Source organism: Vagococcus teuberi (genome assembly GCF_001870205.1).
In the GTDB taxonomy this organism is placed as follows: Bacteria; Bacillota; Bacilli; order Lactobacillales; family Vagococcaceae; genus Vagococcus; species Vagococcus teuberi.
The window spans coordinates 1,190,779-1,212,935 of record NZ_CP017267.1 but is presented as its reverse complement, the minus strand read 5'-3'; the positions used below and the strand labels follow the sequence as shown (position 1 = coordinate 1,212,935).

Here is a 22,157-nt window from a genome sequence, read left to right as displayed (position 1 = left end):
ACCGGGTTATCTTTTGGTTTCATTATGTTATCTCGCTCTACTTTTACGCATTGCTTTTTTACGATTGTCGTCAATCATTTCTTCTTTTTCCTCGATTGGTTCGATTAATACTTTTTTCACGCCAAAAGCAACACCTGTTAAGGCTGCTAAAGTTGTTGCAGTACCGACTAAAAATCCTTTTGAAAATTTCTTCATAGCACTCACGTCCTTATCTGAATTTATACCTTTATTATACGCATTTTATAATAAAAATCTAGTGATAAGGGATACAACGACTATTAATTTTACATAAAAATGGTAGAATGAAACAGAATGGAAGTGATAAAATGACAAAAGTAATTGCCCATAGAGGAAGTAAGGGGACACATCCGGAAAACACACTACCGGCGTTTCAAGAAGCCATTGATGTAAAGGCAGATGGAATCGAATTAGATGTTCAGTTAACATGTGATGGTAAGTTGGTTGTGATTCATGATGAAAAATTAAACCGAACCACGAATGCAAAAGGGTGGGTAAAAGATTTAACCTTAGCAGAAATTAAACAGCTAGATGCTGGTTCTTGGTTTGATGAAAGATTTAAGGATACGAAAATTCCGACATTAGAAGAAGTTTTGGCACTACTGAAAATTAATCAGTTTAGAGGTTTATTAAATATTGAATTAAAGACAGATCGCATAGAGTATTTAGGTATTGAACAAAAAGTATTACGAGCCATCGAGGAAGCGGATGTGTCATTTACCATCGTTTTATCCAGTTTTAATCGTGATACGCTCAGACGATTGAAGGCCCTTGATAAAACGTATGAAATTGCGTTTATCGCATTTGGCAATAAGTATGATATCGCGTGGTTAGATAAACATCGAGATGTGAATAGTTTTCATCCAGATATTCGATGGTTGAAACGACACATCGATCAGACGACACATATTGAAAACGTCCGTCCATGGACCGTAAATAAAGAAGCTGATATGGTATTTTGTATTGAACAGAAATTAGCAGGGATGTTTACAGATTTCCCTAAAAAAGCACTTGAGGTAAGAGATAATGGATAAGCAAAAAGTCTTAGTGATTGTGGGTCCGACAGCGGTTGGAAAAACGGCTCTAGGGGTCAAACTAAGTCAACGATTTAACGGTGAGGTCATCAGTGGTGACTCGCTACAAGTTTACAAACAATTAGATATTGGAACAGCAAAAGCAACAATTAACGAAAGGAAAAATGTGCCACATCATTTAATTGATATAAAAGAGCCGACTGACACTTATTCGGCTCATGAATTTAAACGTCAAGCAATAGAATGTATCAACGAATTGGCGACTCAAAATAAGTTGCCTATCATCGTAGGTGGTACAGGACTTTACATTCAATCGCTGCTTTATGATTTTCATTTGGGCTCATCAGAGTTAAGTGATGATGAAAAGAAAAGTCGTAAAAAGTGGGAAGAGTTTGCTAAAAAACTGTCCAATGAAGCATTATGGCACGAACTAGAAATAATCGATCCAAAAGGGGCCAATACGATTCACCCGAATAACCGCAAACGTGTGATACGTGCACTAGAAGTGTTTGATTTAACGGGAAAAAGTATCAGCGAGCAACAACAGATTGATTTAATGGATCTGTCAAAAAGTTCGTTTGATGTGAAACTGATTGGATTAACCACGGATAGAGAGGTTCTGTATAAGAGAATCAATCAACGAGTAGATGTCATGATGGCTGAAGGTTTGTTAGATGAAGCCAAGATGGTTTATGAGTTAGATTGCCCGCAAGCAAGTCAAGGTATTGGCTACAAAGAGTTTTTCCCTTATTTTGAGGGGAAGTGTTCACTGGAAAAATCAGTGGAAGAAGTGAAACAACATTCAAGACAATATGCCAAACGCCAATTAACGTGGTTTAGAAATCGAATGCCAGTTGAGTGGTGGGATATTGTGTCTGATGAGGCCAATGTGAGCTTACTAGAGAGTTCGGTAGCTGGTTGGCTGGGTTGAGAAAGAAGGAATGACATGATAGAACGCGTTGTAACCGTGGGGGTTGAAACCCAAGAAAATTTTTATTATTTTGATGAATCAATGAAAGAATTAGAAAATCTAACACAAACGGCTCAAGGTGAAGTCGTTGGGACAATGACACAAAAAAGACCAACAATTGACCGCAGAACCATTGTTGGTAAAGGAAAATTAGTTGAACTTGAAGCACTTGTGTCCTCAACTGATGCGGACATGGTGATATTTAACCATGAACTAACAGCTAGGCAAACAGCTGTGATTGAAGAAGCCGTGAACGTAAAAGTGATTGACCGTGTGCAATTAATTTTAGATATTTTTGCCCTAAGAGCTAAATCAAAAGAAGGACAATTACAAGTTGAACTGGCACAGCTATCTTACTTGTTACCAAGATTAAGCGGACAAGGAGCTAGCATGTCCCGTCTTGGTGGTGGTATTGGAACACGTGGACCAGGGGAAACAAAACTTGAAACAGATCGACGTCATATCCGATTTAAAATGACGCAAATCAAACAAGAATTAAAAGAAATCGAAAAACATCGTGAAAGAAGTCGTAAAAAACGTCAAGAGTCTGACACGATGCAAGTGGGCTTGATTGGTTACACTAATGCTGGAAAATCAACCATCATGAATTTGTTGACTAAAGCAAATACCTATTCAGAAGATCAATTATTTGCGACACTTGACCCATTAACCAAAAAGTGGGAATTGCCAACAGGGACACAAGTGACATTAACTGATACAGTTGGGTTTATTCAAGATTTGCCAACCCAATTAATCGAAGCGTTTCAATCGACATTAGAAGAAAGCAAGGCCATGGACTTTTTACTTCATGTCGTGGATGTTACCTCCACCAATCGAGACCAACAAGAAAAAACGGTGCTAGAGTTATTGCATGAGTTGGACATGGATCACATTCCTGTGTTGACTGTATATAATAAAGCAGATTTGTTGGAAGGAGATTTTGTGCCAACACTCTTTCCAAATTGTTTGGTTTCAGCAAAACGTATCGAGGATAAAGAGAAGTTGACGCAAGATATTATGGATTTCCTAAAAGAGAATTTAACCAAATATCATTTGTTATATACACCAGCTGAAATGAAAGATTTTAACCAACTAAAAGAAGCCACGCTTTTAGAAACTTATGAATATGATGAATCATTGAACGAATATGAATTAATCGGGTATGCAAAAAATGTGGCACGTTGGAAAAAAGGGGATAGTGAAGATGAGTTGGAGTGGTAAATTACACCCAGAATTGGTAGAAACCATCAAAGAGGTTGATAAAGATATATTAGAAGAACGTCAAAAAATGCAAGATGTGGCATTGGTTAATCAAGCAAAAGTATTAGAAGCATTTAGAGAACATCATGTATCAGAAAGTCATTTTGCCCCATCGACTGGGTATGGCTATGATGATATTGGAAGAGATGCATTAGAATCTGTCTATGCCTCTGTTTTCCGTGCAGAAAAAGCGTTAGTTAGACCACATATCGTCTCAGGAACGCACGCAATTTCGACGACTCTATTTGGGTTACTTCGTCCTGATGATGAATTGATTTACATTACTGGCACACCTTATGACACATTACTTGAAGTCATTGGCGTAGCAGGTGATGGCATTGGGTCATTAAAAGAGTACAACATAGGGTACAAAGAAGTGGCACTAAAAGAAAATGGCTCAGTTGATTTTGATGGCATAAAAAAAGCACTAACTGATAAAACAAAAGTCATCGCCATTCAACGTTCACGTGGTTATGATTCACGTCCGTCTTTTACAGTAGAACAAATTGGTGAGATGATTCGATTTGTTAAAGAGATAGATGACAATCTAGTCGTGTTTGTCGATAATTGTTACGGTGAATTTGCCGAAGAAATGGAACCGACTGATGTTGGCGCAGATATTATGGCTGGCTCTTTAATCAAAAATCCTGGTGGCGGTATTGCTAAAACGGGTGGATACATTGTCGGAAGAGAAGAATTAGTTGAAAAAGTATCGTATCGTTTAACCACGCCTGGAGTTGGTGGTGAGGGTGGCGCGATGATTTATAGCACACACGAGATGCTACAAGGATTTTTCTTAGCACCTCATGCTGTTAGTCAAGCCATACAAGGTGCGATATTTACCGCACGCTTATTAGAAAAGTTTGGTGTGGAATCAACACCGAAATGGAACGATAAACGCACGGATTTAATTCAAATGATTGAATTAAATGACAAAGAAAAAATGATTGCGTTTTGTCAGTCAGTACAAAAGTTCTCGCCAATTGATGCACATGTTTTACCAATTCCATCTTATATGCCAGGTTACGAGGATGATGTAATCATGGCAGCTGGGACGTTTGTTCAAGGTGGTAGCTTAGAATTAACGGCAGATGGACCAATAAGAGAACCATACCAATTATATGTCCAAGGTGGATTAACCTATGAGCATGTCAAAATTGCCGTCAGTGAATCGGTAAATAGTATCTATTTTTAATGAGTGAAAAAAGTTGATTAGTCGTGTTAGATTATCTCACATGATTAATTGACTTTCTTTTTTTTTACTGTTATTCTGTTTTTAACCTTTTATGAAAGGAGAAGAAAAAATGAATAAAAGAGACTTAAAACGTAGTAAATCTGTGTTTCCGATTGGCTCAGTGATGTTACTAACAGAACTTACTGCAAGGCAAATTCGTTACTATGAAGAACAGCAGTTAATTCATCCTAAAAGAAATGAAGGAAATAATCGGTTATTTTCTCTTAATGACATTGATCTTCTACTGGACATAAAAGATATGTTAGACGATGGGTATACCATTAAAGACATTAAAGCATCTTTTGATAAGGAAAAAAGAAAACAGGAAAAATTATCAGAAGAAAAGATTCGCATTGCTTTGTACAATGATTTAATGAATGAAAGTCGCTTTAACAGATACTAGTAATAAAACTTTAATTAAAAGGGTGGAAATCAATGGCAAATTATTCAACAAGAGAAGAAATCAAAGCACTTGCAGAAAAAGAAAATGTTCGATTCTTAAGACTAATGTTTACTGATATTTTAGGTAGAATTAAAAACGTAGAAGTTCCAATTAGCCAATTAGATAAAGTTTTAGACAACAAAATGATGTTTGATGGTTCTTCCATCGAAGGATTTGTGCGTATCGAAGAAAGTGACATGTACTTGTATCCTGACCTTTCAACATGGATGATTTTCCCATGGGAAAGTGAAAAAGGAAAAGTGGCACGTTTGATTTGTGATGTACACGGAACAGACGGCAAGCCATTTGCAGGTGACCCACGTAGTAATTTAAAACGTATCATGAAAGAAATGGAAGACTTAGGTTTTACAGGATTCAACATTGGACCTGAACCTGAATTTTTCTTATTTAAATTAGATGAAAATGGTAATGCGACGAAAAAGTTGAATGATCAAGGAGGCTATTTTGATTATGCCCCAGTTGATTTAGGTGAAAATTGCCGTCGTGATATTGTGTTAGAATTAGAAAGCCTTGGATTTGAAGTAGAAGCGTCTCACCATGAGTGTGCACCAGGACAGCATGAGATTGATTTCAAATATGCAGATGCGATTGAAGCGTGTGACAATATTCAAACATTTGAATTAGTTGTTCGTACGATTGCTAGAAAGCATGGTTTACATGCAACATTTATGCCAAAACCATTACACGGTATTGCTGGTAGTGGTATGCATATCAACATGTCTTTATTTAACGATAAAGGAAATGCATTCTTTGACGAAAATGGTGAAGATCAATTAAGTCAAACAGCGTATCATTTCTTAGGTGGTTTGTTAGAATGTAGAGGATATCTGCAATAATGAAGTAAATATCATTTCTTAGGTGGTTTGTTAGAACATGCTAGAGGATATACAGCTGTATGTAACCCAATTGTTAACTCATACAAACGTTTAGTACCTGGTTATGAAGCACCTGTTTATGTGGCTTGGAGTGGTAAAAACCGTTCACCACTAGTGCGTGTACCAAGTTCACGTGGTTTATCAACTCGTTTAGAATTACGTTCAGTTGACCCAACAGCTAATCCGTATTTAGCAATGGCAGTGCTATTACAAGCTGGACTAGACGGTATCAAACGTAAAATCGAACCACCAAAAGCAGTGGACCGCAACATTTACGTGATGACAGAAGAAGAACGTGAAGCAGCTCATATCACGGACTTACCATCAACATTACACAATGCTGTAAAAGCAATGCGTGAAGACGACATCGTCAAAGAAGCATTAGGAAGTCATATCTTCAACAACTTCATCGAAGCAAAACGTATGGAGTGGGATGCGTATCGCCAATCAGTATCTGAGTGGGAACGTGAGCAATATTTAGAAATGTATTAAAAAAAGAAAACTTGCAGCCAAACAGGTTGCAAGTTTTTTTTGTTTATTTTTATAGGGGGGAATTGTTTATAAATTTTACCGCTGTACCATAAGCTGCAACTGATTGCATGTCAGTTCCGATAGAGCCTGAATCAAAACGCATCATCACAATCGCATCAGCTCCCATATTTTTTGCATTCTCTTTTAATCGTTGAATCGCTAATTCACGAGATTCTTCTTGCATTTCAGTATAAGCTTTAATTTCTCCACCGACAATATTTTTAAGGCCAGCACCGATATTGCGAACCACGTTTTTAGAATTTGTTGTTAAACCAAATACTTCGCCAATAATTTCGTAATTTTTTCCAGGGATATTTTCTGTTGTTGTAATAAGCATGTGATCAAACTCCTTTGTTGATATTGTTTTTATATTGTCTATTTTATACCTAAATTTATGTGAGGATATCCAACTAAAGTTGTATCTTTAAGGTTAAATTCGTCAGCAAATAAAATGAATGGTATCATTTCAAAAAAGATTTATTTTAAAATAAGGAGTTAAACCAATGAAGTTAAGAACAATCCGAAATGAAGATTATAAGGACGTTAAAGAAGTGATTACTAAGGCTTTCGAGCGAAGTAATCATGGTTATAATGGTGAAGCAACATTAGTTGAAACAATTAGAGAACTACCAACTTACAATCAAGAGTTGGAAGTGGTGGCTTTTGTAGATAATGATATCGTGGGACATGGTTTGTTAAGTGAGGCAGTGGTAAAAAATGATACAAATGACTTGAAAGGTTTGGTATTAGCACCTCTTTCAGTAGTAACTGATTATCAAAATCAAGGAATTGGTAGCCACGTCATGTTAGAGTTAGAAAAACGAGCAAAAGAAACGAAACATGCCTTTATTACGATTTTAGGTGACCCATCTTTTTATAGTCGATTTGGTTATGTGCCGGCGAAGAATGCTCATGTGAGTTGCCCATTTGATGTACCAAGTGAGTACTTACTAATGAAAAAATTAAAGCTAGAGATGATAGAAGGCATCCTGTTTTATAATCGTGCATTTGGTTAAAGAATAATCTAAAATTGGTTTATTTTATGGATATAAACGTGTCTAGGACGTGTTTTTTAGTCGTTTTTACCACAAGAATATTTTATTATGGTTCATTTTATGCTATGATACGGTTAGTAACTATTAAGGGAGATTGAAAAATGATATCAGCAGTTGATTTAAGAGCAGGAAACACATTTGAAAAAGATGGTAAATTAATCAAAGTTTTAGAAGCAAGCCATCATAAACCTGGTAAAGGTAATACGGTTATGCGTATGAAACTAAAAGATTTACGTTCAGGTTCAACCGTTGAAACAACGATGCGTCCTGATGAAAAAGTAAAAAAAGCACATATTGATACAAAAGCTGTACAATACTTATATATCCAAGATGATATGGCAGTATTTATGGACTTAGAAACATATGAACAATATGAAATTCCAGTATCAGTGATTGAACATGAATTAAACTACTTGTTAGACAACATGGAAGTATCAATCCAATTTTACGATACAGAAGTAGTTGGCGTATCTTTACCAACATCTGTTGTGTTAACAGTAGCAGAAACTCAACCTTCAATTAAAGGGGCAACTGTTTCAGGTTCTGGTAAACCAGCGACAATGGAAACAGGCTTAGTAGTCAACGTTCCTGATTTTATCGAAGTAGGCGATAAATTAGAAATTAATACGTCTGAAGGAAGCTACATGAAACGTGCGAAATAATCAATGAATCAGCAGACTGTAATCTAACAGACTGTTGATTTTTTTTGTGCTATAATAGATGAAAAAGTGGAGGTAATTTAGTATGACATGGCACACAATGCATGATTGGAAGATTGTATTTGATAATAAGTATGCAGATCATTTTACCTTAATGACAAATGATGAATATGTTTCAATTATTTGTTTGAAGACACAGTTTGGTGATTTTTCACCTATTATTTTTAAGTTAACCGACGCCACAGCAAAATTAATGAATCAACCTCATTTTGTCGAATCGATCACGATTAGTTTAGACAAAGTGATTACAATTGAATTTAATGATTTCTTTGGTTTTTAAAATTTAGAATAAAATCAAATAGAAGTATAAGAAAGAAACTTGAAAGATATCCTACCAACTAGATAGAGGGTATCTTTTCTTTATGATAAGGAGAGAATATTATGCCTGGCATGTCTCGGATGGATAAAAGAAGACAAGAAGAAGCAAAAAAACATGAAACAAAAGATAAAAAAAGTGACAGACGACAACCTAGTGACGCACAACCACCAACAAGTAAAGGCGTTCCACCGAAAAAGAAACCAAAGAAGAAAAAATCTTGGGGCTTTTGGGTGTTAATCGTACTCGTTGCGTTAATTGGTTTATCTGGTGTTGGATATGCTAAAGGGTATTTCACAGCGAAAATGGATAAAGACAACAAAGAATTTGAAATGACAGCATTTAAGGGTCAAAAGAGTCAAAATGATAGTGTCAATATTTTATTATTGGGTAGTGATTCTCGTGGCGAAGATCAAGGACGTTCGGATTCGATTATGATTGCACATTACAATAAAAAAACCAAACAACCACAAATTGTGTCAATCATGCGCGATACGTTTGTTGGAATACCGACGCAAGATGGGCTTGAATACAATAAAATTAATGCAGCATATTCGTATGGTGGACCAGAGATGGTGAGACAAACGATTGAAAATAATTTTGGTATTCCGATTCAATATTATGCGGTCGTTAATTTTGATTCGTTTCCTAAAATTATTGACGTGTTAGCACCACGTGGCTTGCCAATTACAGCTGAAAAAGATTTAGAAGTTGAAGGAACAGTGATTAAAAAAGGGCAGACTAATTTAAGTGGTCATGAAGCCTTGCAATATGCTCGTTTTAGAAAAGATGCTGAAGGAGACTTTGGTCGCGTGAGACGTCAGCAACAAGTCATGAGTGCTATCACCAAACAAGCAACAAGTCCACTTCATGCTTGGAAGTTACCAGAGATGCTTGGGGCAGTTGTTGGGTACACACAAACCGACGTTCCATTGTCTACTTATCTGTCGGTTGGAAGTAGTTATTTATTCAGTTCACATAAATCTCTCGAAATTCTAACAGTCCCAGTCGAAGGTTCGTGGGAAAATGGTTACTATGACTACGCCGGAAGTGTCTTGGAAATCAATGAAGAAATGAATAAGCAAGCCATACAGAAATTTTTCAGTAAATAAAATAGTGTTCAGACTTTACTTTAAACTCTAAGAAACCTATAATGTAAGTTGTGAACTTAGCGTAGTAAATAGAATTGAGGAAATACAATGAAGATTGCAATAGTGACGGATAGCACCGCTTATATACAAGAGCAGTACCTAGATCATGAAAATTTATTTGTTTTATCTGTTCCATTAATTATTGATGATGTCGTTTATCAAGAAGGAATTGATATTACAGACGAAGCATTTTATGAAAAATTAAAAGTAGCCAAAGAATTTCCTAAAACTAGCCAACCTGCACTGGGTGAAGTTTATGAACTTTACGAAACATTAGCTAAGTCAGGATATGATGCAGTAATTAGTATTCATTTATCAACTGGGATATCTGGATTTATTACGACATTAAATGGTATTTCAAAAGATTTTTCTGACATCGATATTTATCCATTTGATTCTTATATCACAAGTGGTCCAATGGGTCGAATGGTTGAAGTCGCTTTGGAGATGACTGAACATAAGGAAGCAAACCCTAAAGAGATTATTCAACATTTAGAAGAAATGAGACGATTTGCAGAAGGGTATATTGTCGTGGATGATTTAAATCACTTAGTTCGTGGTGGACGGTTAAAAAATGGGGCAGCAATTATTGGAACCTTATTAAAAATCAAACCTATTTTACGTTTCCAAGACGGTGACATTATTTTATCAGAAAAAATTCGTTCTCAGAAAAAAGCCTTGTCTCGCGTGATTGATATTGTGCTTGAGGAAGTGCCAAGTAAACCACATGATAGTCTGTTTTATGTGATCCATTGCAATAACATAGAGGTAGCAGAACACGTAAAAGAAGACATGCTAAAAAGAGATAGCCAATTAAAAGTCATTTTATGTGATTTCGGTCCAGTTATTGGAACACATCTTGGTGAAAAATCAATCGGGATAGGTGTTATTCCTAAAAAATAGTGACATGGTAGGAGGATAATTTAAATTATCCTTCTTTTTTAATAAATTTCAGAGAAAAGAGTGACGTAACATGATAGAAAGTACACATAGACCAAGTAAAGTTGTGGTGGATTTATCTGCCATTGAATACAATGTTAAACAAGAATTAGCTCGATTGAATGATGAGCAAGTCTTATTTGCAGTCGTTAAAGCCAATGCATACGGTCATGGTGCAATCAAAGTCGCGCAAGCAGCCGAAAAAGCCGGTGCAACAGGTTTTTGTGTGTCTAATTTAGATGAAGCACTGGAATTAAGAGAAGCCGGCATCACGTTACCAATTTTAGTATTGAGTTATGTGTCGCCGAACTATATCGATTTAGCTATCTCACAAAGCATTTCTTTAACTGCACCTTCACTTGAATGGCTAAAACAAGTTGAAGAGACTCTAGCAGAAAAGCCTATGATGAATCCATTAAGTGTGCATTTAAAAATTGATACAGGGATGGGACGCATTGGATTAAGAGATGAAGATGAAATGGTTCAATCAAAAGAATTATTTGTTTTATCCAATTACATGACGTTAGATGGTATTTTCACGCATTTTTCTAGTGCAGATACAAAAGACACCACGTATTTTGAATTGCAACAACAACGATTTACTCGTGCAATGGATATTTTCTCTGATCTAGAGATTCGCTACATTCACACATCAAACTCGGCGACAGCTTTATGGCATGATGCGTGGAATAGTAATTTGATTCGTTTTGGTGATGCATTATATGGCTTAAATCCTTCAGGGAAAGCCCTTGATCTGCCTTATGAGTTAAAACCAGCGTTGTCTCTTACAACCGAGCTAATCCATGTTAAACAAGTGTCTGCCGGAGAAAAAATTGGGTATGGTGCGACTTATACTGCTGAAAAGGAAGAATGGATTGGCACACTTCCCATTGGTTATGCGGATGGATTGATTCGACAATTCCAAGGTTATAAGGTGATTATTGATGGAGAATATGCTGAAATAGTGGGACGAGTGTGTATGGATCAATGCATGATTCGTCTGCCTAAACGTTATGATGTTGGCACACCGGTGACGATTTTTGGCAAAAATGGCACACTAGAAAATACGTTAGATGATGCCGCAGAATTTATTGGCACGATTAATTATGAAATCGTGTGTGGCTTAACGGATCGATTGCCACGTTATTATCTAAATGAAAGGATAAACAATTAGATGATTACGGCGTATTTAAATATTTTAGTGGTATTTGCGATTATCTTTTTAGGCTATATGCTGACTAAAAAACAATGGTTTGATAATCATATCGCTAATGTATTTTCAAAATTAGTGTTAAATATCACGTTGCCTTTAAGTATGTTTTTAAATATGACACAAAAATTTACTCGAGCAGAATTTTTAGAGCTATTCACAGGATTAGCATTACCATTTGTCTCGATTATTGTGACGTTTTTGATTAGTATGGTGTATTCTCGTTTTACACGTGTACCAGATACGCGTAAGGGATCGTTTCGCACCATGTTTACGGCGGCTAATACTATTTTTATGGGATTACCTGTCAATATGGCTATTTTTGGTGAAAAAGCGATTCCCTATGCGTTGCTTTACTATATTTGTAATACCACGTTTTTCTTTACAGTTGGTATTATGTTGATTAGTCGAGATAACCCAAATAACCGTTTAGAAAAAGCCAATTTTAGTTTTGAAAAATTATTGAAGCAATTATTGTCACCCGCTATTTTAGGGTTTTTTGTTGGAATTTTATGGATGTTGACAGATATGGCTGTACCAAAACCGATGATTGATTTTTCTTCTTATGTTGGTGGGATGACAACCGCTCTGTCTCTTTTTGTGATTGGCATTATCATTTATCAAACAGGATTTAAAAATTTAAAAATGGATAAAGATGTCGCAGGTGTGATGCTTGGTCGCTATATTATTTCACCGCTTGTGGTATATGGATTATCTTTTATTATTCCTGTGCCTAGTTTGATGTTAAAAGTCTTTATTTTACAATCTGCCATGCCAGTTCAAAATGCGTTGCCCATTTTAGCAAAAGGTTACGGAGCAGACGCGGAATTTGCGACAACATCATTAACTTATTCCATTATTTTATATACTGCCTTTATATTCGTCATTTTAACATTATTTTTTTAGTTGAAACTGTGCTATAATGCCAAAGGAACGTAAAGGAAGGTGAATACAATGACAAAATTTAACCAATTCGGATTAAACGATAACTTAATCCAAGCATTAGACGAAATAGGATTTAAAGAAGCAACAGAAGTGCAAGAGACATTGATTCCAGTGATAAATAAAGGAAAAAGTGTTGTTGGACAATCACAGACAGGTTCAGGAAAGACACACACGTTTTTATTACCACTGATGAATAAAATAGATACCAAAAAAGAAGAAGTTCAAGTCATTATCACAGCACCAAGTCGTGAGTTAGCAGAACAAATCTATCAAGCAGCCAATCAATTGGCTGGCCACTATGATGATGAGTTACGTGTGAGCAACTATGTTGGTGGAACAGATAAAAAACGTCAAATGGACAAGTTAGCAAACCAACAACCACATTTAGTGATTGGAACGCCTGGTCGTATTTTAGATTTAATCGAAAGTGGTGCACTAAAAACACATACAGCATTTGCTTTTGTCGTGGATGAAGCGGATATGACACTTGACATGGGATTTTTAGAAGATGTCGATAAAATTGCCGCAACATTACCTGGTAATTTACAAATGTTAGTCTTCTCAGCGACAATTCCAGTGAAATTAAAACCATTTTTGAAAAAATACATGGACAATCCTGTTGTTAAACATATCAAACCCACGTCTGTTATTTCTGATACGATTGACAACTGGGTTATCTCGACAAAAAGTAAAGACGTGGAGCAAGTCGTGTATGATTTATTAACGATTGGCCACCCGTTTTTAGCGATGGTATTTGCGAACACGAAACAAAAAGTCGATGAAATCACAGATTTCTTAAAAGAAAAAGGCTTGAAAGTAGCGAAGATTCATGGGGATATTCCACCACGTGAACGTAAACGTGTGATGAAAAGCATTCAAAACTTAGATTATCAATTTGTCGTGGCGACAGATTTAGCTGCTAGAGGGATTGATATTGAAGGCGTTTCTCATGTGATTAATGCGGAAATTCCAAAAGATCTAGAATTCTTTATTCACCGCGTGGGCCGTACTGGTCGTAATGGACTTCCAGGTATTGCGATCACATTATATGAGCCAAAAGATGAAGCGGCACTTGCTGAATTAGAAAAACTTGGCATTCGATTTGAACCAAAAACCATCAAAAAAGGGGAAATTGTGGATCATTATGATCGAAATCGTCGTGAGCAACGTTCACGTACGCAAAAACAATTAGACCCAACGATGATTGGTATGGTGAAAAAACAGAAGAAAAAAGTCAAACCAGGTTACAAGAAAAAAATTCGTTACGCAATTGCCGATGATCAAAAACAAAAACGTAAAATCGAGCAACGTCAATCAAATAGAAGCAAACGTAAAGCAAGAAAACAAGATTTTTAATGTAGGTTTAGTATAGAGATTAGTTATTTTAAACTGATTTCTATACTTTTTTATTGTATGATTATTCTTGGGAGGTAAGCTGATGAAAAAAAAAATAATAGCTTATTTAGATAATCAAACCTCATTTTTTAGTTTTGATTATGTAAGTGATGTATTCACTGCATCAAAAATTGCTGAAATATTTAATGTGAAAAGAAATACAATCAGTCACTATCTAAATCAATTAACTTCAGAGGGAAAACTTATCAAAGTTAACTCTAGACCAGTTTTTTATTTGAGTAAAAAAACATTTGAAGAAGAAAATTTTAAGCTGAAGAAGAATGTTTATTCTTCTTTTCAAGAGATATTAAATGAGAAGCCTTATTTTAAAAAAGAGAGAGATTTCTTTTCATTAATGATTGGACATAATCAAAGCCTAAATAGAGCGATAGACCAAATAAAAATGTCATTAGCTTATCCTAATAATGGCTTACCTGTTCTTATTACAGGAGAGAGTGGTACTGGGAAAAGTTATCTGGTCAAATTGGTTTATGAATATTGTATTGAAAATGATATTCTTAAAGAAGATGCACCGTTTATTACATTGAATTGTGCTCAATATGCGAATAATCCAGAACTTCTAACAAGTAATTTATTTGGCTATGTTAAAGGGGCATTTACAGGAGCTAATGAAACGCAACAAGGAATATTTGAATCAGCAAACGAGGGAATATTATTTTTGGATGAGGTTCATCGATTAAATGCTGAAGCGCAAGAAAAACTATTCACATATTTAGATCAGCATATTATATATAGAGTAGGTGATAATAGCCACCCGCTCCATATAAATACACGATTATTTTTTGCTACTACAGAAGATCTTGAAAGTAATTTTTTAACAACCTTTATACGACGAATTCCTATTCAAATAACTTTACCATCCATTAAAGAAAGAAGCCGAAATGAACGAATCGAATTAATCTATTCTTTTTTTATCTCAGAAAGACATATTATTCAAAAAGATATTAGTATTTCGTCTCAAGTAATAAATCTTTTAGCTGGAAATCACTTTAAAGGGAATATAGGTGAGTTGAAAAATTGCGTTAAAGTAACAGTTGCAAAAGCATTTATGGAACAAAAATCAGAGCAAGTTGTTAATATTTCTATACATTACTTACCAAGTTATTTGTTAAGGGATACAGAGCAATTAGTTTATAATATTGATGAAAACAAGATATTAATTAAGTCAGATACTACTTTGCAACAAATGATAAAAATAAATCAATTAACTCAAAAAGGTGTTATTGAGACGTTTGAAAAAGTACTTTTAATTTATCGTGAAAATCATCAAGATTTATCAATTTGTGAAGAAGAGATAAAGAAACATATAAATAAATTGTTTGATGAATTGTTTTTTTCAAAACAACGTTATTCACAGTATGAGTTACTAGTATATGTTACACAATATATTAGAGAAACATTTCGTCAAATGAGAACAGCTTATGGCATCCAATTTAACGGCAACAGTGTATACGCTTTAAGTTACTATTTATTACAACGAGGTTCAACAAAATGGTATCCAGAAAATGATGAATTATCGAAAAGTATTGCTCATCTTAATCAAGAAATTAAATCTTTATACCCTGACAGTTATCATTATGTTAGTCGCATTCTAAATATTTGTCAGCCTCTTATCGATTTAGATATTGCTTTAATGGATTATATTATTTTAACACTATATTTTAAAAAAATTGATTGGAAAAAAGAACAAGGAATACCTAAAGCGATTATAGTTGCTCACGGTTATGCAACAGCAAGTAGTATTTCAAATGTTGTGAATCGTTTGTTGGAGAAAGAAATTTTTGAAGCATTTGACATGCCTCTTGAAACTACTACGAAACAAATTTCAGAAGAAATTATAAACTATTGCACGCAAAATGAGTTATCAAACGGATTGATTATTCTTGTTGACATGGGATCATTAAGGGAACTATATCAGTTTTTCCCCAAGCAAATTGAGACACCTATTATTGTGGTCAATAATGTTAGTACACCATTAGCGTTGTCTATAGGAGAAAATATACAGAAAAAATTACCTTTTGAGGAAATGATTGAACAATCTGTTGATTCAGCAAAATTAGATTGGGAAATTATCTATCCTCAAGAAAATAGAAAAAAAGTACTTTTAACTGTATGTCAAACGGGTATAGGTACAGCTAGACAAATTAATCAACTATTAGAAAAGAGCTTACCAGTATCATGCGACTTGAAGATTATGCCTTATTCCTATGAATCCTTACATGTAAACAAAAAAGACGACACTATTTTTTCAGTCTACGATGTCTTAGGTATTGTAGGAACAGAAAATCCAAACATAGAAAATTTAATGTATGTCTCACTTGAGGAATTGATCTCAGGTCAAGATACAAATCGATTGATGGATGGTTTATCCTCTGTTATGACGAAAGAAGAAAAAGACTTGTTCAATAAACGAATTATTCGCTCATTTTCTTTAGAGAAGGTGATTCAGTCTGTAACAATTTTAGATACGGATAAAGTGATTCATGAAATAGAAGATTTCTTTAGAGAAATAGAGTTTCTTTTTAATCTATTATTAGGTAATAATGTAAAAATAGCATTGTATGTTCATATTAGTTGTTTGATTGAAAGGTTAATTAGAAATATTCCTATAGAAACATATAGTCAATATGATGAATTAGCTCAGTGTCATCAAAGAGAGTTATCTTTGATTAAAAAAGCCTTTAGTGTCATAGAAAGTGATTATAGTGTCAATGTACCAAATTCAGAAGTAGCCTACGTTTATGATATTATTTTCAAAAAATCTGATATATCAATGATTGAATCTGATTTTTAAAAAGCAAATAGTTTGCCGATTATTTTTGGCATGCTATTTGCTTTTATTTTTATGTAAGGAGGTGGAACATTGGAAAGAAGAATTATTCTAGCATCTCATGGGTCCTTTGCTTCAGGTATTTTATCATCTTTAGAACTGATTTGTGGTAAACAAACAAATATTGAAGCATTAGATTGTTATACAGAAGAGTCATTTGATTTAGCTAGTGAAGTAAGTGAGATAATAAATAATAATCAAGAAAAAGAAATTATTGTAGTTACAGATATCTTTGGCGGTAGTGTGAATAATGAATTTTTGCAATATATCCGTAATTCAAATTTCTTTTTAGTGGCAGGGATGAATCTCCCTTTTCTTGTTGAATTGGTCACACAAATTGAATTTGTTCACTCATTAGAAGACTGCATAAATGAAGCATTATCAAATAGTAAAGTATCCATTCAATTTTGTAATAACATTTTAAAAAATGAATTACAAGTTAAAGAAGAAGAATTTTAGGAGGGATTTACATGATATTACTGACAAGAGTTGATCACCGTTTATTACACGGACAAGTGGCTTTTACGTGGACACAAGATTTAGGAACAGATTGTATTTTAATAGCTAATGATGATGTCCCTAATAACGATTTAAGAAAAACGACAATAAAGTTAGCTAAACCACAAGGAGTTAAGTTAGTTATAAAAAATATAGAGGACTCAATTAAAGCACTGAAAAGTGGGGTAACTGATAAGTATAAATTGTTCATTGTTGTTGAATCGATAGAAGATGCTTATAAATTAGCTAAAGCTTATCCAGATATTAAGCAAATTAATTTAGGAGGAACTAAGGCCAGCACAGATAAGGAAAATATTTCTAAAGCAGTAAATGTTACATCGCATGAGAAAGATTTAATACATGAGTTATTAGCTAACAATGTTGAAGTAGAAATAAGACAAGTTCCATCTGATAAAAAAATAATGGCAAGTGATGTTATTTAAAATGAGTGAATTTGATTGGTTTTCAAGGATAGCAGGGATGAATTATTATTATCGTTATTACCCTATAGAATATTTTTACGAGTCGCTTAATAAAAATGGCATTACACAATTAGAATTATGGACATGTACTCAGCATTTTGATATTAATCAATTTACTTACCAAGATACCAAACGATTTTTAAAAAAACAGAAAAAATATGGTTTAAAAACTATATGTGTGACGCCAGAACAGAGTAACCCAAAGCCGTACAATCTTGCAGCGAAAGATGAATTACTACAAAAAAAAGCCATTAGTTACTTTGAAAATACGATTCGGGTAGCTTCTGAATTGGAAAGTCCTTACATATCAATGAATTCAGGATGGAATTTTTATAATGAAAACATAGATGAGGCTTTTAAAAGATCTATGTCGAACATGAGTTATCTAGCACATTTTGCTAAAAAGTTTGATGTAGCAATTGTTTTTGAAGCTCTTCAGCCAGAAGAATCAAACATAGTTAATTCGTTGTCTGATTTACAACGATACATACAAGGAATGGGTAGTGATAATGTATTTATTAATATAGATTTTGGAGCGATGTCTCGAGCTAACGAAACAATTGACGATTATTACCGAATATTTCCAAATAGTATTAGACATTGCCATTTTGTTGATGGTAATCCCACTGGTCATCTTTCTTGGGGAGAAGGTACAAGAGATGTTCTAGAGGATATATCAAGATTACATGATAACGGTTATGCAGGAAATTTAACATTTGAGTTTGCGCAAAGTAGATATTTTGCTCATCCTTTTGATGTGGATAAACGAGCAATTGATTTTTTGAAGAAAACGTTAAACTAAGGAGGAATTAAATATGGGAGATATAGTGCCTGCACTGTTAATCGGATTAATTGGATTTTTAGGACCTATGGATTTTGCTATTGGATCAAATTTATTAAATCGTCCAATTATTATGGGGCCATTAGTAGGATTAGTTTTAGGTGATTTGACACAAGGGATTATAATTGGTGCTTCATTAGAATTAATTTTTATGGGAGCAATATCCGTTGGAGCTTATTTACCACCTGATGTGATTGTTGGTGGCGTATTAGGAACTGCTTTTGCTATTAGTTTAGGGCAAGGAGTTGGAGCAGCAATAACTATAGCCATGCCAATAGCAATGTTGTCTTTAGCTATTGGGAACTTATTAAGTATTATATTTCCAATGATTGCCCATTCAGGAGATCGTGCAGCTTCAGAAGGGAATGCTAGAGGTATCACCAAATCTATGTGGACGATTGGTTTATTAGAATGTACTAGACGCGGTGTACTATGCTTCCTTGGGTTTTATCTAGGTAGCTCACAAATCGAGCATGTCCTTTCCATGATACCAGATAAAATTATTAACGGTTTAGAAGTTTCTGCAAACTTATTACCCGCAATTGGATTCGCAATTTTATTACAAATGATTTTGAATAAATCAATTATTCCATACTTCTTTTTAGGATTTTTATTGTCATCGTATCTCCATGTTCCAGTATTAGGGGTTGCTATGTTTGGATTGGTTCTGATTTTTATAACAATGAAATTTAATAATACAGGTTCACATTCAATGACAAATACGATAACAGGTCAAGGGGTGGAAGATGATGATGACTTCTAATGAAAAAAAAGTAACGAAGAAAGATTTAATGCGTATATTTTGGCGCTCACTGCCAATGGAATTTGGTTGGAATTATGAGAGGCAAATGCATTTAGCTTTTGCTCATATGATGTCGCCACTTATGAAAAAATTGTATGGAGAAGATGATGCGCAGTATGCTAATTCTCTAGAACGACATATGGAATTTTTTAATTGTACACCACAAATTGTACCTTTTATAGGTGGAGTTGTTGCTTCAATGGAGGAAACAAATGCTAACAGTGATGACTTTGATCTTTCTTCAATTAGTTCGATTAAAACAGCATTAATGGGTCCCCTTTCCGGAATTGGTGATTCTATTTTCATGGGAACCATTCGTGTAATAGCAACAGGACTAGCTGTTTCTCTTGCAGAAAAAGGAAATATCCTGGGCCCAATATTGTTCCTGTTACTCTACAATATTCCAGCTTACTTACTAAGATACTATGGTGTGATGTCAGGTTATAAATTAGGAGTAGGATATCTAACTAAGATTCAAGAGTCTGGGTTAATGGAAACCTTTAAAAAAGCTGCATCTATTTTAGGAGTAATGGTGATTGGAGCCATGACAAATGAAATGGTTGCGATTAACTTTACTTTGAAGTTAGGTAGTGGAGATGAAGCACAAACATTACAAAATATATTAGATGGCATGATGCCAGGATTAATGAGTTTAGTAGTTTTATATATATTCTATAAACTCAATAAACGAAAAGTTAATGTATTATGGCAAATTTTAGGAGCAGCAATTATCGGTGTCTTACTGACTTGGTATGGCATTTTAGGATAATAAATTTTAATAAAACAAGATTATTAGGAGGATAAAAATATGCTAAAATTTAATGAACAACAACAAATTGATACAATACAGGGTGCTTTAGAATTAAGACCTACTGTTGAAGAAATCATCGATAAAGTGTGGGATGAAGGTTTTGATAATGTGTTTTACTTAGGAATTGGTGGAACATATGCTTCGGGTATGCAAGCAGTAACATATATGAATGGGAGAAGTGATTTACCAGTTTATGTCCAACATGCAGCAGAGTATTATACAACGGGAAATAGACGATTAACTGAAAAATCTTTAGTCATTCTATCTTCAGTTACTGGTACGACACAAGAGGTTGTTCGTGCAGTGAAAGAAATGAAAGAAGTCGGTGCAACACTACTTGGGTTTATTGATAAAGCAGGGAGTATTTTAGCTGAATTATGTGATTACGTTGTTTGTTACGAACCATTAGGAACAGAACAAATTAAATATTTTATGGTAGCTGATCGTTTAATGAATAGAAATGGCGACTTTGATGACTATGAAGAGTACTATGCGGAATTAGATAACTATTTAGCGAAAGGTTTAGTTGAGGCTGAAAAGAAAGCAGATAGTTTTGGTTTGGAATTTGCACAAAAACATCGTCATGATGCAATGCATTATTTTATAGGGGCAGGTAACCAGTGGGGGGCAGTATACTCATATGCAATGTGTTATTGGGAAGAACAAAGTTGGTTACGTTCTAAATCAATTCATTCTGCTGAATTTTTACATGGCACTTTAGAAGTTATTGATGAAACTACTCCTGTGACATTATTTTTAGGAGAAGATGAGCAGCGTATGTTATCAGAACGTGTAAAAAATCTTTTACCTCGAATTTGTGCTAATTATACTTTTATTGACACAAAAGATTATCCAGTGGATGGTATAAGTGAGAAAAATAGAGGACGTGTCTTATCATATTTACTAATGCACTGTGTGACACAACGTATAGACGCTTATGTTGAAAAACTAAATTGTCATCCATTAGACATCCGCCGTTACTATCGACAATTTGATTACTAAAATAAAAAGTCGATCAAATCTTGTTATTAGCAAGAATTGATCGACTTTTTTATGTTCTAGTCTTCTTTTATTAAAAGGATTCCAGAACTTGTTCCAAGTCTGTCAGCACCCATTTCAATCATCGTGAAGGCATCTTCTTTAGAGCGAACGCCACCTGATGCTTTAACAAATGCATTGTCTTTAACCGTGTCTTTCATTAGTTTCACATCTTTAGGTGTTGCACCACCAGTTGAGAATCCTGTTGATGTTTTAACAAAGTCAGCATTTGCTGCAACAGATAATTCACATGCTTTAACGATTTCTTCGTCAGTTAAAAGACATGTTTCGATAATTACTTTTACAATCGCTTTTGGATGACTTGCTTTAACAACTGCTGCAATATCTTGTTCTACGATATCGTATTCTTTATTTTTTAGTGCACCGATATTAATCACCATATCAATTTCTTCTGCACCATTTTCAATAGCATTTGTTGTTTCAAATACTTTGGTTTCTGTTGTGTTTGCTCCTAGAGGGAACCCAATAACTGTACACACTTTTGCTTTTGCATTAGCTAAAATTTCTGCTGCATAGCTTACCCAGAAAGGATTGACACAAACTGAGGCGAAATCATATTCTGCGGCTTCCTCGCACAATGTTTTGATTTGCTCTCTTGTGGCATCTGGTTTTAATAACGTGTGATCGACATATTTTGCTAAATCCATAAAATTAGCTCCTTCAAATAATATTTGTAAACGCTACTGTATTACTACTAC

General features: G+C 34.5%; 23 protein-coding genes and 1 pseudogene. 21 read left to right on the top strand and 3 right to left on the bottom strand.

What is annotated here, in order from left to right; genetic code table 11:
* Nucleotides 1–27 precede the first annotated feature (27 nt).
* Nucleotides 28–195, bottom strand: a complete 168-nt coding sequence (locus tag BHY08_RS05770) for a DUF3042 family protein (RefSeq protein ID WP_071456973.1) — start codon at nt 193–195, stop codon at nt 28–30.
* Nucleotides 196–326: 131 nt separating this feature from the next.
* Between BHY08_RS05770 and BHY08_RS05765 the strand changes: the two genes are divergently transcribed.
* The 6 genes and pseudogenes from BHY08_RS05765 (at nt 327) to BHY08_RS05740 (ending at nt 6,346) form a co-directional block, all read left to right on the top strand.
* Nucleotides 327–1,052, top strand: coding sequence for a glycerophosphodiester phosphodiesterase (locus BHY08_RS05765; RefSeq protein ID WP_084657188.1), 726 nt, complete (start codon nt 327–329; stop codon nt 1,050–1,052).
* Nucleotides 1,045–1,983 carry a tRNA (adenosine(37)-N6)-dimethylallyltransferase MiaA gene (gene miaA, locus BHY08_RS05760; RefSeq protein WP_071456971.1) on the top strand — a complete coding sequence of 313 codons (939 nt, stop codon included), beginning with the start codon at nt 1,045–1,047 and terminating at the stop codon, nt 1,981–1,983. The genes BHY08_RS05765 and miaA overlap by 8 nt, the downstream gene beginning before the upstream one ends.
* A 15-nt stretch (nt 1,984–1,998) precedes the next feature.
* Nucleotides 1,999–3,243, top strand: a complete 1,245-nt coding sequence (gene hflX, locus BHY08_RS05755; protein WP_071456970.1) for a GTPase HflX — start codon at nt 1,999–2,001, stop codon at nt 3,241–3,243.
* Complete coding sequence (locus BHY08_RS05750) at nt 3,227–4,477, top strand: methionine gamma-lyase family protein (protein ID WP_071456969.1); 1,251 nt, start codon at nt 3,227–3,229, stop codon at nt 4,475–4,477. The genes hflX and BHY08_RS05750 overlap by 17 nt, the downstream gene beginning before the upstream one ends.
* A 109-nt stretch (nt 4,478–4,586) precedes the next feature.
* Nucleotides 4,587–4,919, top strand: a complete 333-nt coding sequence (locus tag BHY08_RS05745; protein WP_071456968.1) for a MerR family transcriptional regulator — start codon at nt 4,587–4,589, stop codon at nt 4,917–4,919.
* A 32-nt stretch (nt 4,920–4,951) separates the two neighbouring features.
* Nucleotides 4,952–6,346, top strand: a pseudogene (locus BHY08_RS05740) (glutamine synthetase family protein).
* A gap of 49 nt (nt 6,347–6,395) precedes the next feature.
* Here the strand turns inward: BHY08_RS05740 and BHY08_RS05735 are convergent.
* On the bottom strand, nt 6,396–6,722 hold the full coding sequence (locus tag BHY08_RS05735; RefSeq protein ID WP_071456967.1) for a heavy metal-binding domain-containing protein: 327 nt from the start codon (nt 6,720–6,722) through the stop codon (nt 6,396–6,398).
* Nucleotides 6,723–6,888: 166 nt separating this feature from the next.
* Between BHY08_RS05735 and BHY08_RS05730 the strand changes: the two genes are divergently transcribed.
* The 15 genes from BHY08_RS05730 to BHY08_RS05660 all read left to right on the top strand — a co-directional run bounded on the left by BHY08_RS05730 (nt 6,889) and on the right by BHY08_RS05660 (nt 21,402).
* The gene (locus BHY08_RS05730; protein WP_071456966.1) at nt 6,889–7,401 is read left to right on the top strand and encodes a GNAT family N-acetyltransferase; all 513 of its coding nucleotides are present in this window, start codon (nt 6,889–6,891) and stop codon (nt 7,399–7,401) included.
* A 140-nt stretch (nt 7,402–7,541) separates the two neighbouring features.
* Nucleotides 7,542–8,102, top strand: a complete 561-nt coding sequence (efp, locus tag BHY08_RS05725) for an elongation factor P (RefSeq protein ID WP_071456965.1) — start codon at nt 7,542–7,544, stop codon at nt 8,100–8,102.
* An 82-nt stretch (nt 8,103–8,184) separates the two neighbouring features.
* A complete protein-coding gene (locus tag BHY08_RS05720) occupies nt 8,185–8,439 on the top strand; it encodes a hypothetical protein (protein WP_071456964.1) in 255 nt (84 codons plus the stop codon).
* A gap of 101 nt (nt 8,440–8,540) precedes the next feature.
* Nucleotides 8,541–9,587 carry an LCP family protein gene (locus tag BHY08_RS05715; protein WP_245729973.1) on the top strand — a complete coding sequence of 349 codons (1,047 nt, stop codon included), beginning with the start codon at nt 8,541–8,543 and terminating at the stop codon, nt 9,585–9,587.
* 87 nt (nt 9,588–9,674) lie between these two features.
* The gene (locus BHY08_RS05710; RefSeq protein ID WP_071456963.1) at nt 9,675–10,529 is read left to right on the top strand and encodes a DegV family protein; all 855 of its coding nucleotides are present in this window, start codon (nt 9,675–9,677) and stop codon (nt 10,527–10,529) included.
* 70 nt (nt 10,530–10,599) lie between these two features.
* Complete coding sequence (gene alr / locus BHY08_RS05705) at nt 10,600–11,739, top strand: alanine racemase (RefSeq protein ID WP_071456962.1); 1,140 nt, start codon at nt 10,600–10,602, stop codon at nt 11,737–11,739.
* On the top strand, nt 11,740–12,681 hold the full coding sequence (locus BHY08_RS05700) for an AEC family transporter (protein WP_071456961.1): 942 nt from the start codon (nt 11,740–11,742) through the stop codon (nt 12,679–12,681). It abuts the gene before it with no gap.
* A 48-nt stretch (nt 12,682–12,729) separates the two neighbouring features.
* Nucleotides 12,730–14,076 carry a DEAD/DEAH box helicase gene (locus tag BHY08_RS05695; RefSeq protein WP_071456960.1) on the top strand — a complete coding sequence of 449 codons (1,347 nt, stop codon included), beginning with the start codon at nt 12,730–12,732 and terminating at the stop codon, nt 14,074–14,076.
* Between the two features lie 82 nt (nt 14,077–14,158).
* Nucleotides 14,159–16,930, top strand: a complete 2,772-nt coding sequence (locus BHY08_RS05690; protein ID WP_071456959.1) for a sigma 54-interacting transcriptional regulator — start codon at nt 14,159–14,161, stop codon at nt 16,928–16,930.
* A gap of 69 nt (nt 16,931–16,999) precedes the next feature.
* Nucleotides 17,000–17,425 carry a PTS sugar transporter subunit IIA gene (locus BHY08_RS05685; protein WP_071456958.1) on the top strand — a complete coding sequence of 142 codons (426 nt, stop codon included), beginning with the start codon at nt 17,000–17,002 and terminating at the stop codon, nt 17,423–17,425.
* Between the two features lie 11 nt (nt 17,426–17,436).
* On the top strand, nt 17,437–17,907 hold the full coding sequence (locus BHY08_RS05680) for a PTS sugar transporter subunit IIB (protein WP_071456957.1): 471 nt from the start codon (nt 17,437–17,439) through the stop codon (nt 17,905–17,907).
* A gap of 1 nt (nt 17,908) precedes the next feature.
* Nucleotides 17,909–18,748, top strand: a complete 840-nt coding sequence (locus tag BHY08_RS05675; protein ID WP_169817667.1) for a sugar phosphate isomerase/epimerase family protein — start codon at nt 17,909–17,911, stop codon at nt 18,746–18,748.
* A gap of 13 nt (nt 18,749–18,761) precedes the next feature.
* The gene (locus BHY08_RS05670) at nt 18,762–19,550 is read left to right on the top strand and encodes a PTS mannose/fructose/sorbose/N-acetylgalactosamine transporter subunit IIC (RefSeq protein ID WP_211267898.1); all 789 of its coding nucleotides are present in this window, start codon (nt 18,762–18,764) and stop codon (nt 19,548–19,550) included.
* Nucleotides 19,534–20,358, top strand: a complete 825-nt coding sequence (locus BHY08_RS05665) for a PTS system mannose/fructose/sorbose family transporter subunit IID (protein ID WP_071456955.1) — start codon at nt 19,534–19,536, stop codon at nt 20,356–20,358. Before BHY08_RS05670 ends, BHY08_RS05665 begins: the two co-directional genes overlap by 17 nt.
* A gap of 39 nt (nt 20,359–20,397) precedes the next feature.
* Entirely contained in the window at nt 20,398–21,402 is a 1,005-nt protein-coding gene (locus tag BHY08_RS05660; protein WP_071456954.1) for an SIS domain-containing protein, read from the top strand.
* A 56-nt stretch (nt 21,403–21,458) separates the two neighbouring features.
* On the opposite strand, the gene deoC is transcribed toward BHY08_RS05660, so the two are convergent.
* Nucleotides 21,459–22,106 carry a deoxyribose-phosphate aldolase gene (gene deoC, locus BHY08_RS05655; protein WP_071456953.1) on the bottom strand — a complete coding sequence of 216 codons (648 nt, stop codon included), beginning with the start codon at nt 22,104–22,106 and terminating at the stop codon, nt 21,459–21,461.
* Between the last annotated feature and the right edge of the window lie 51 nt (nt 22,107–22,157).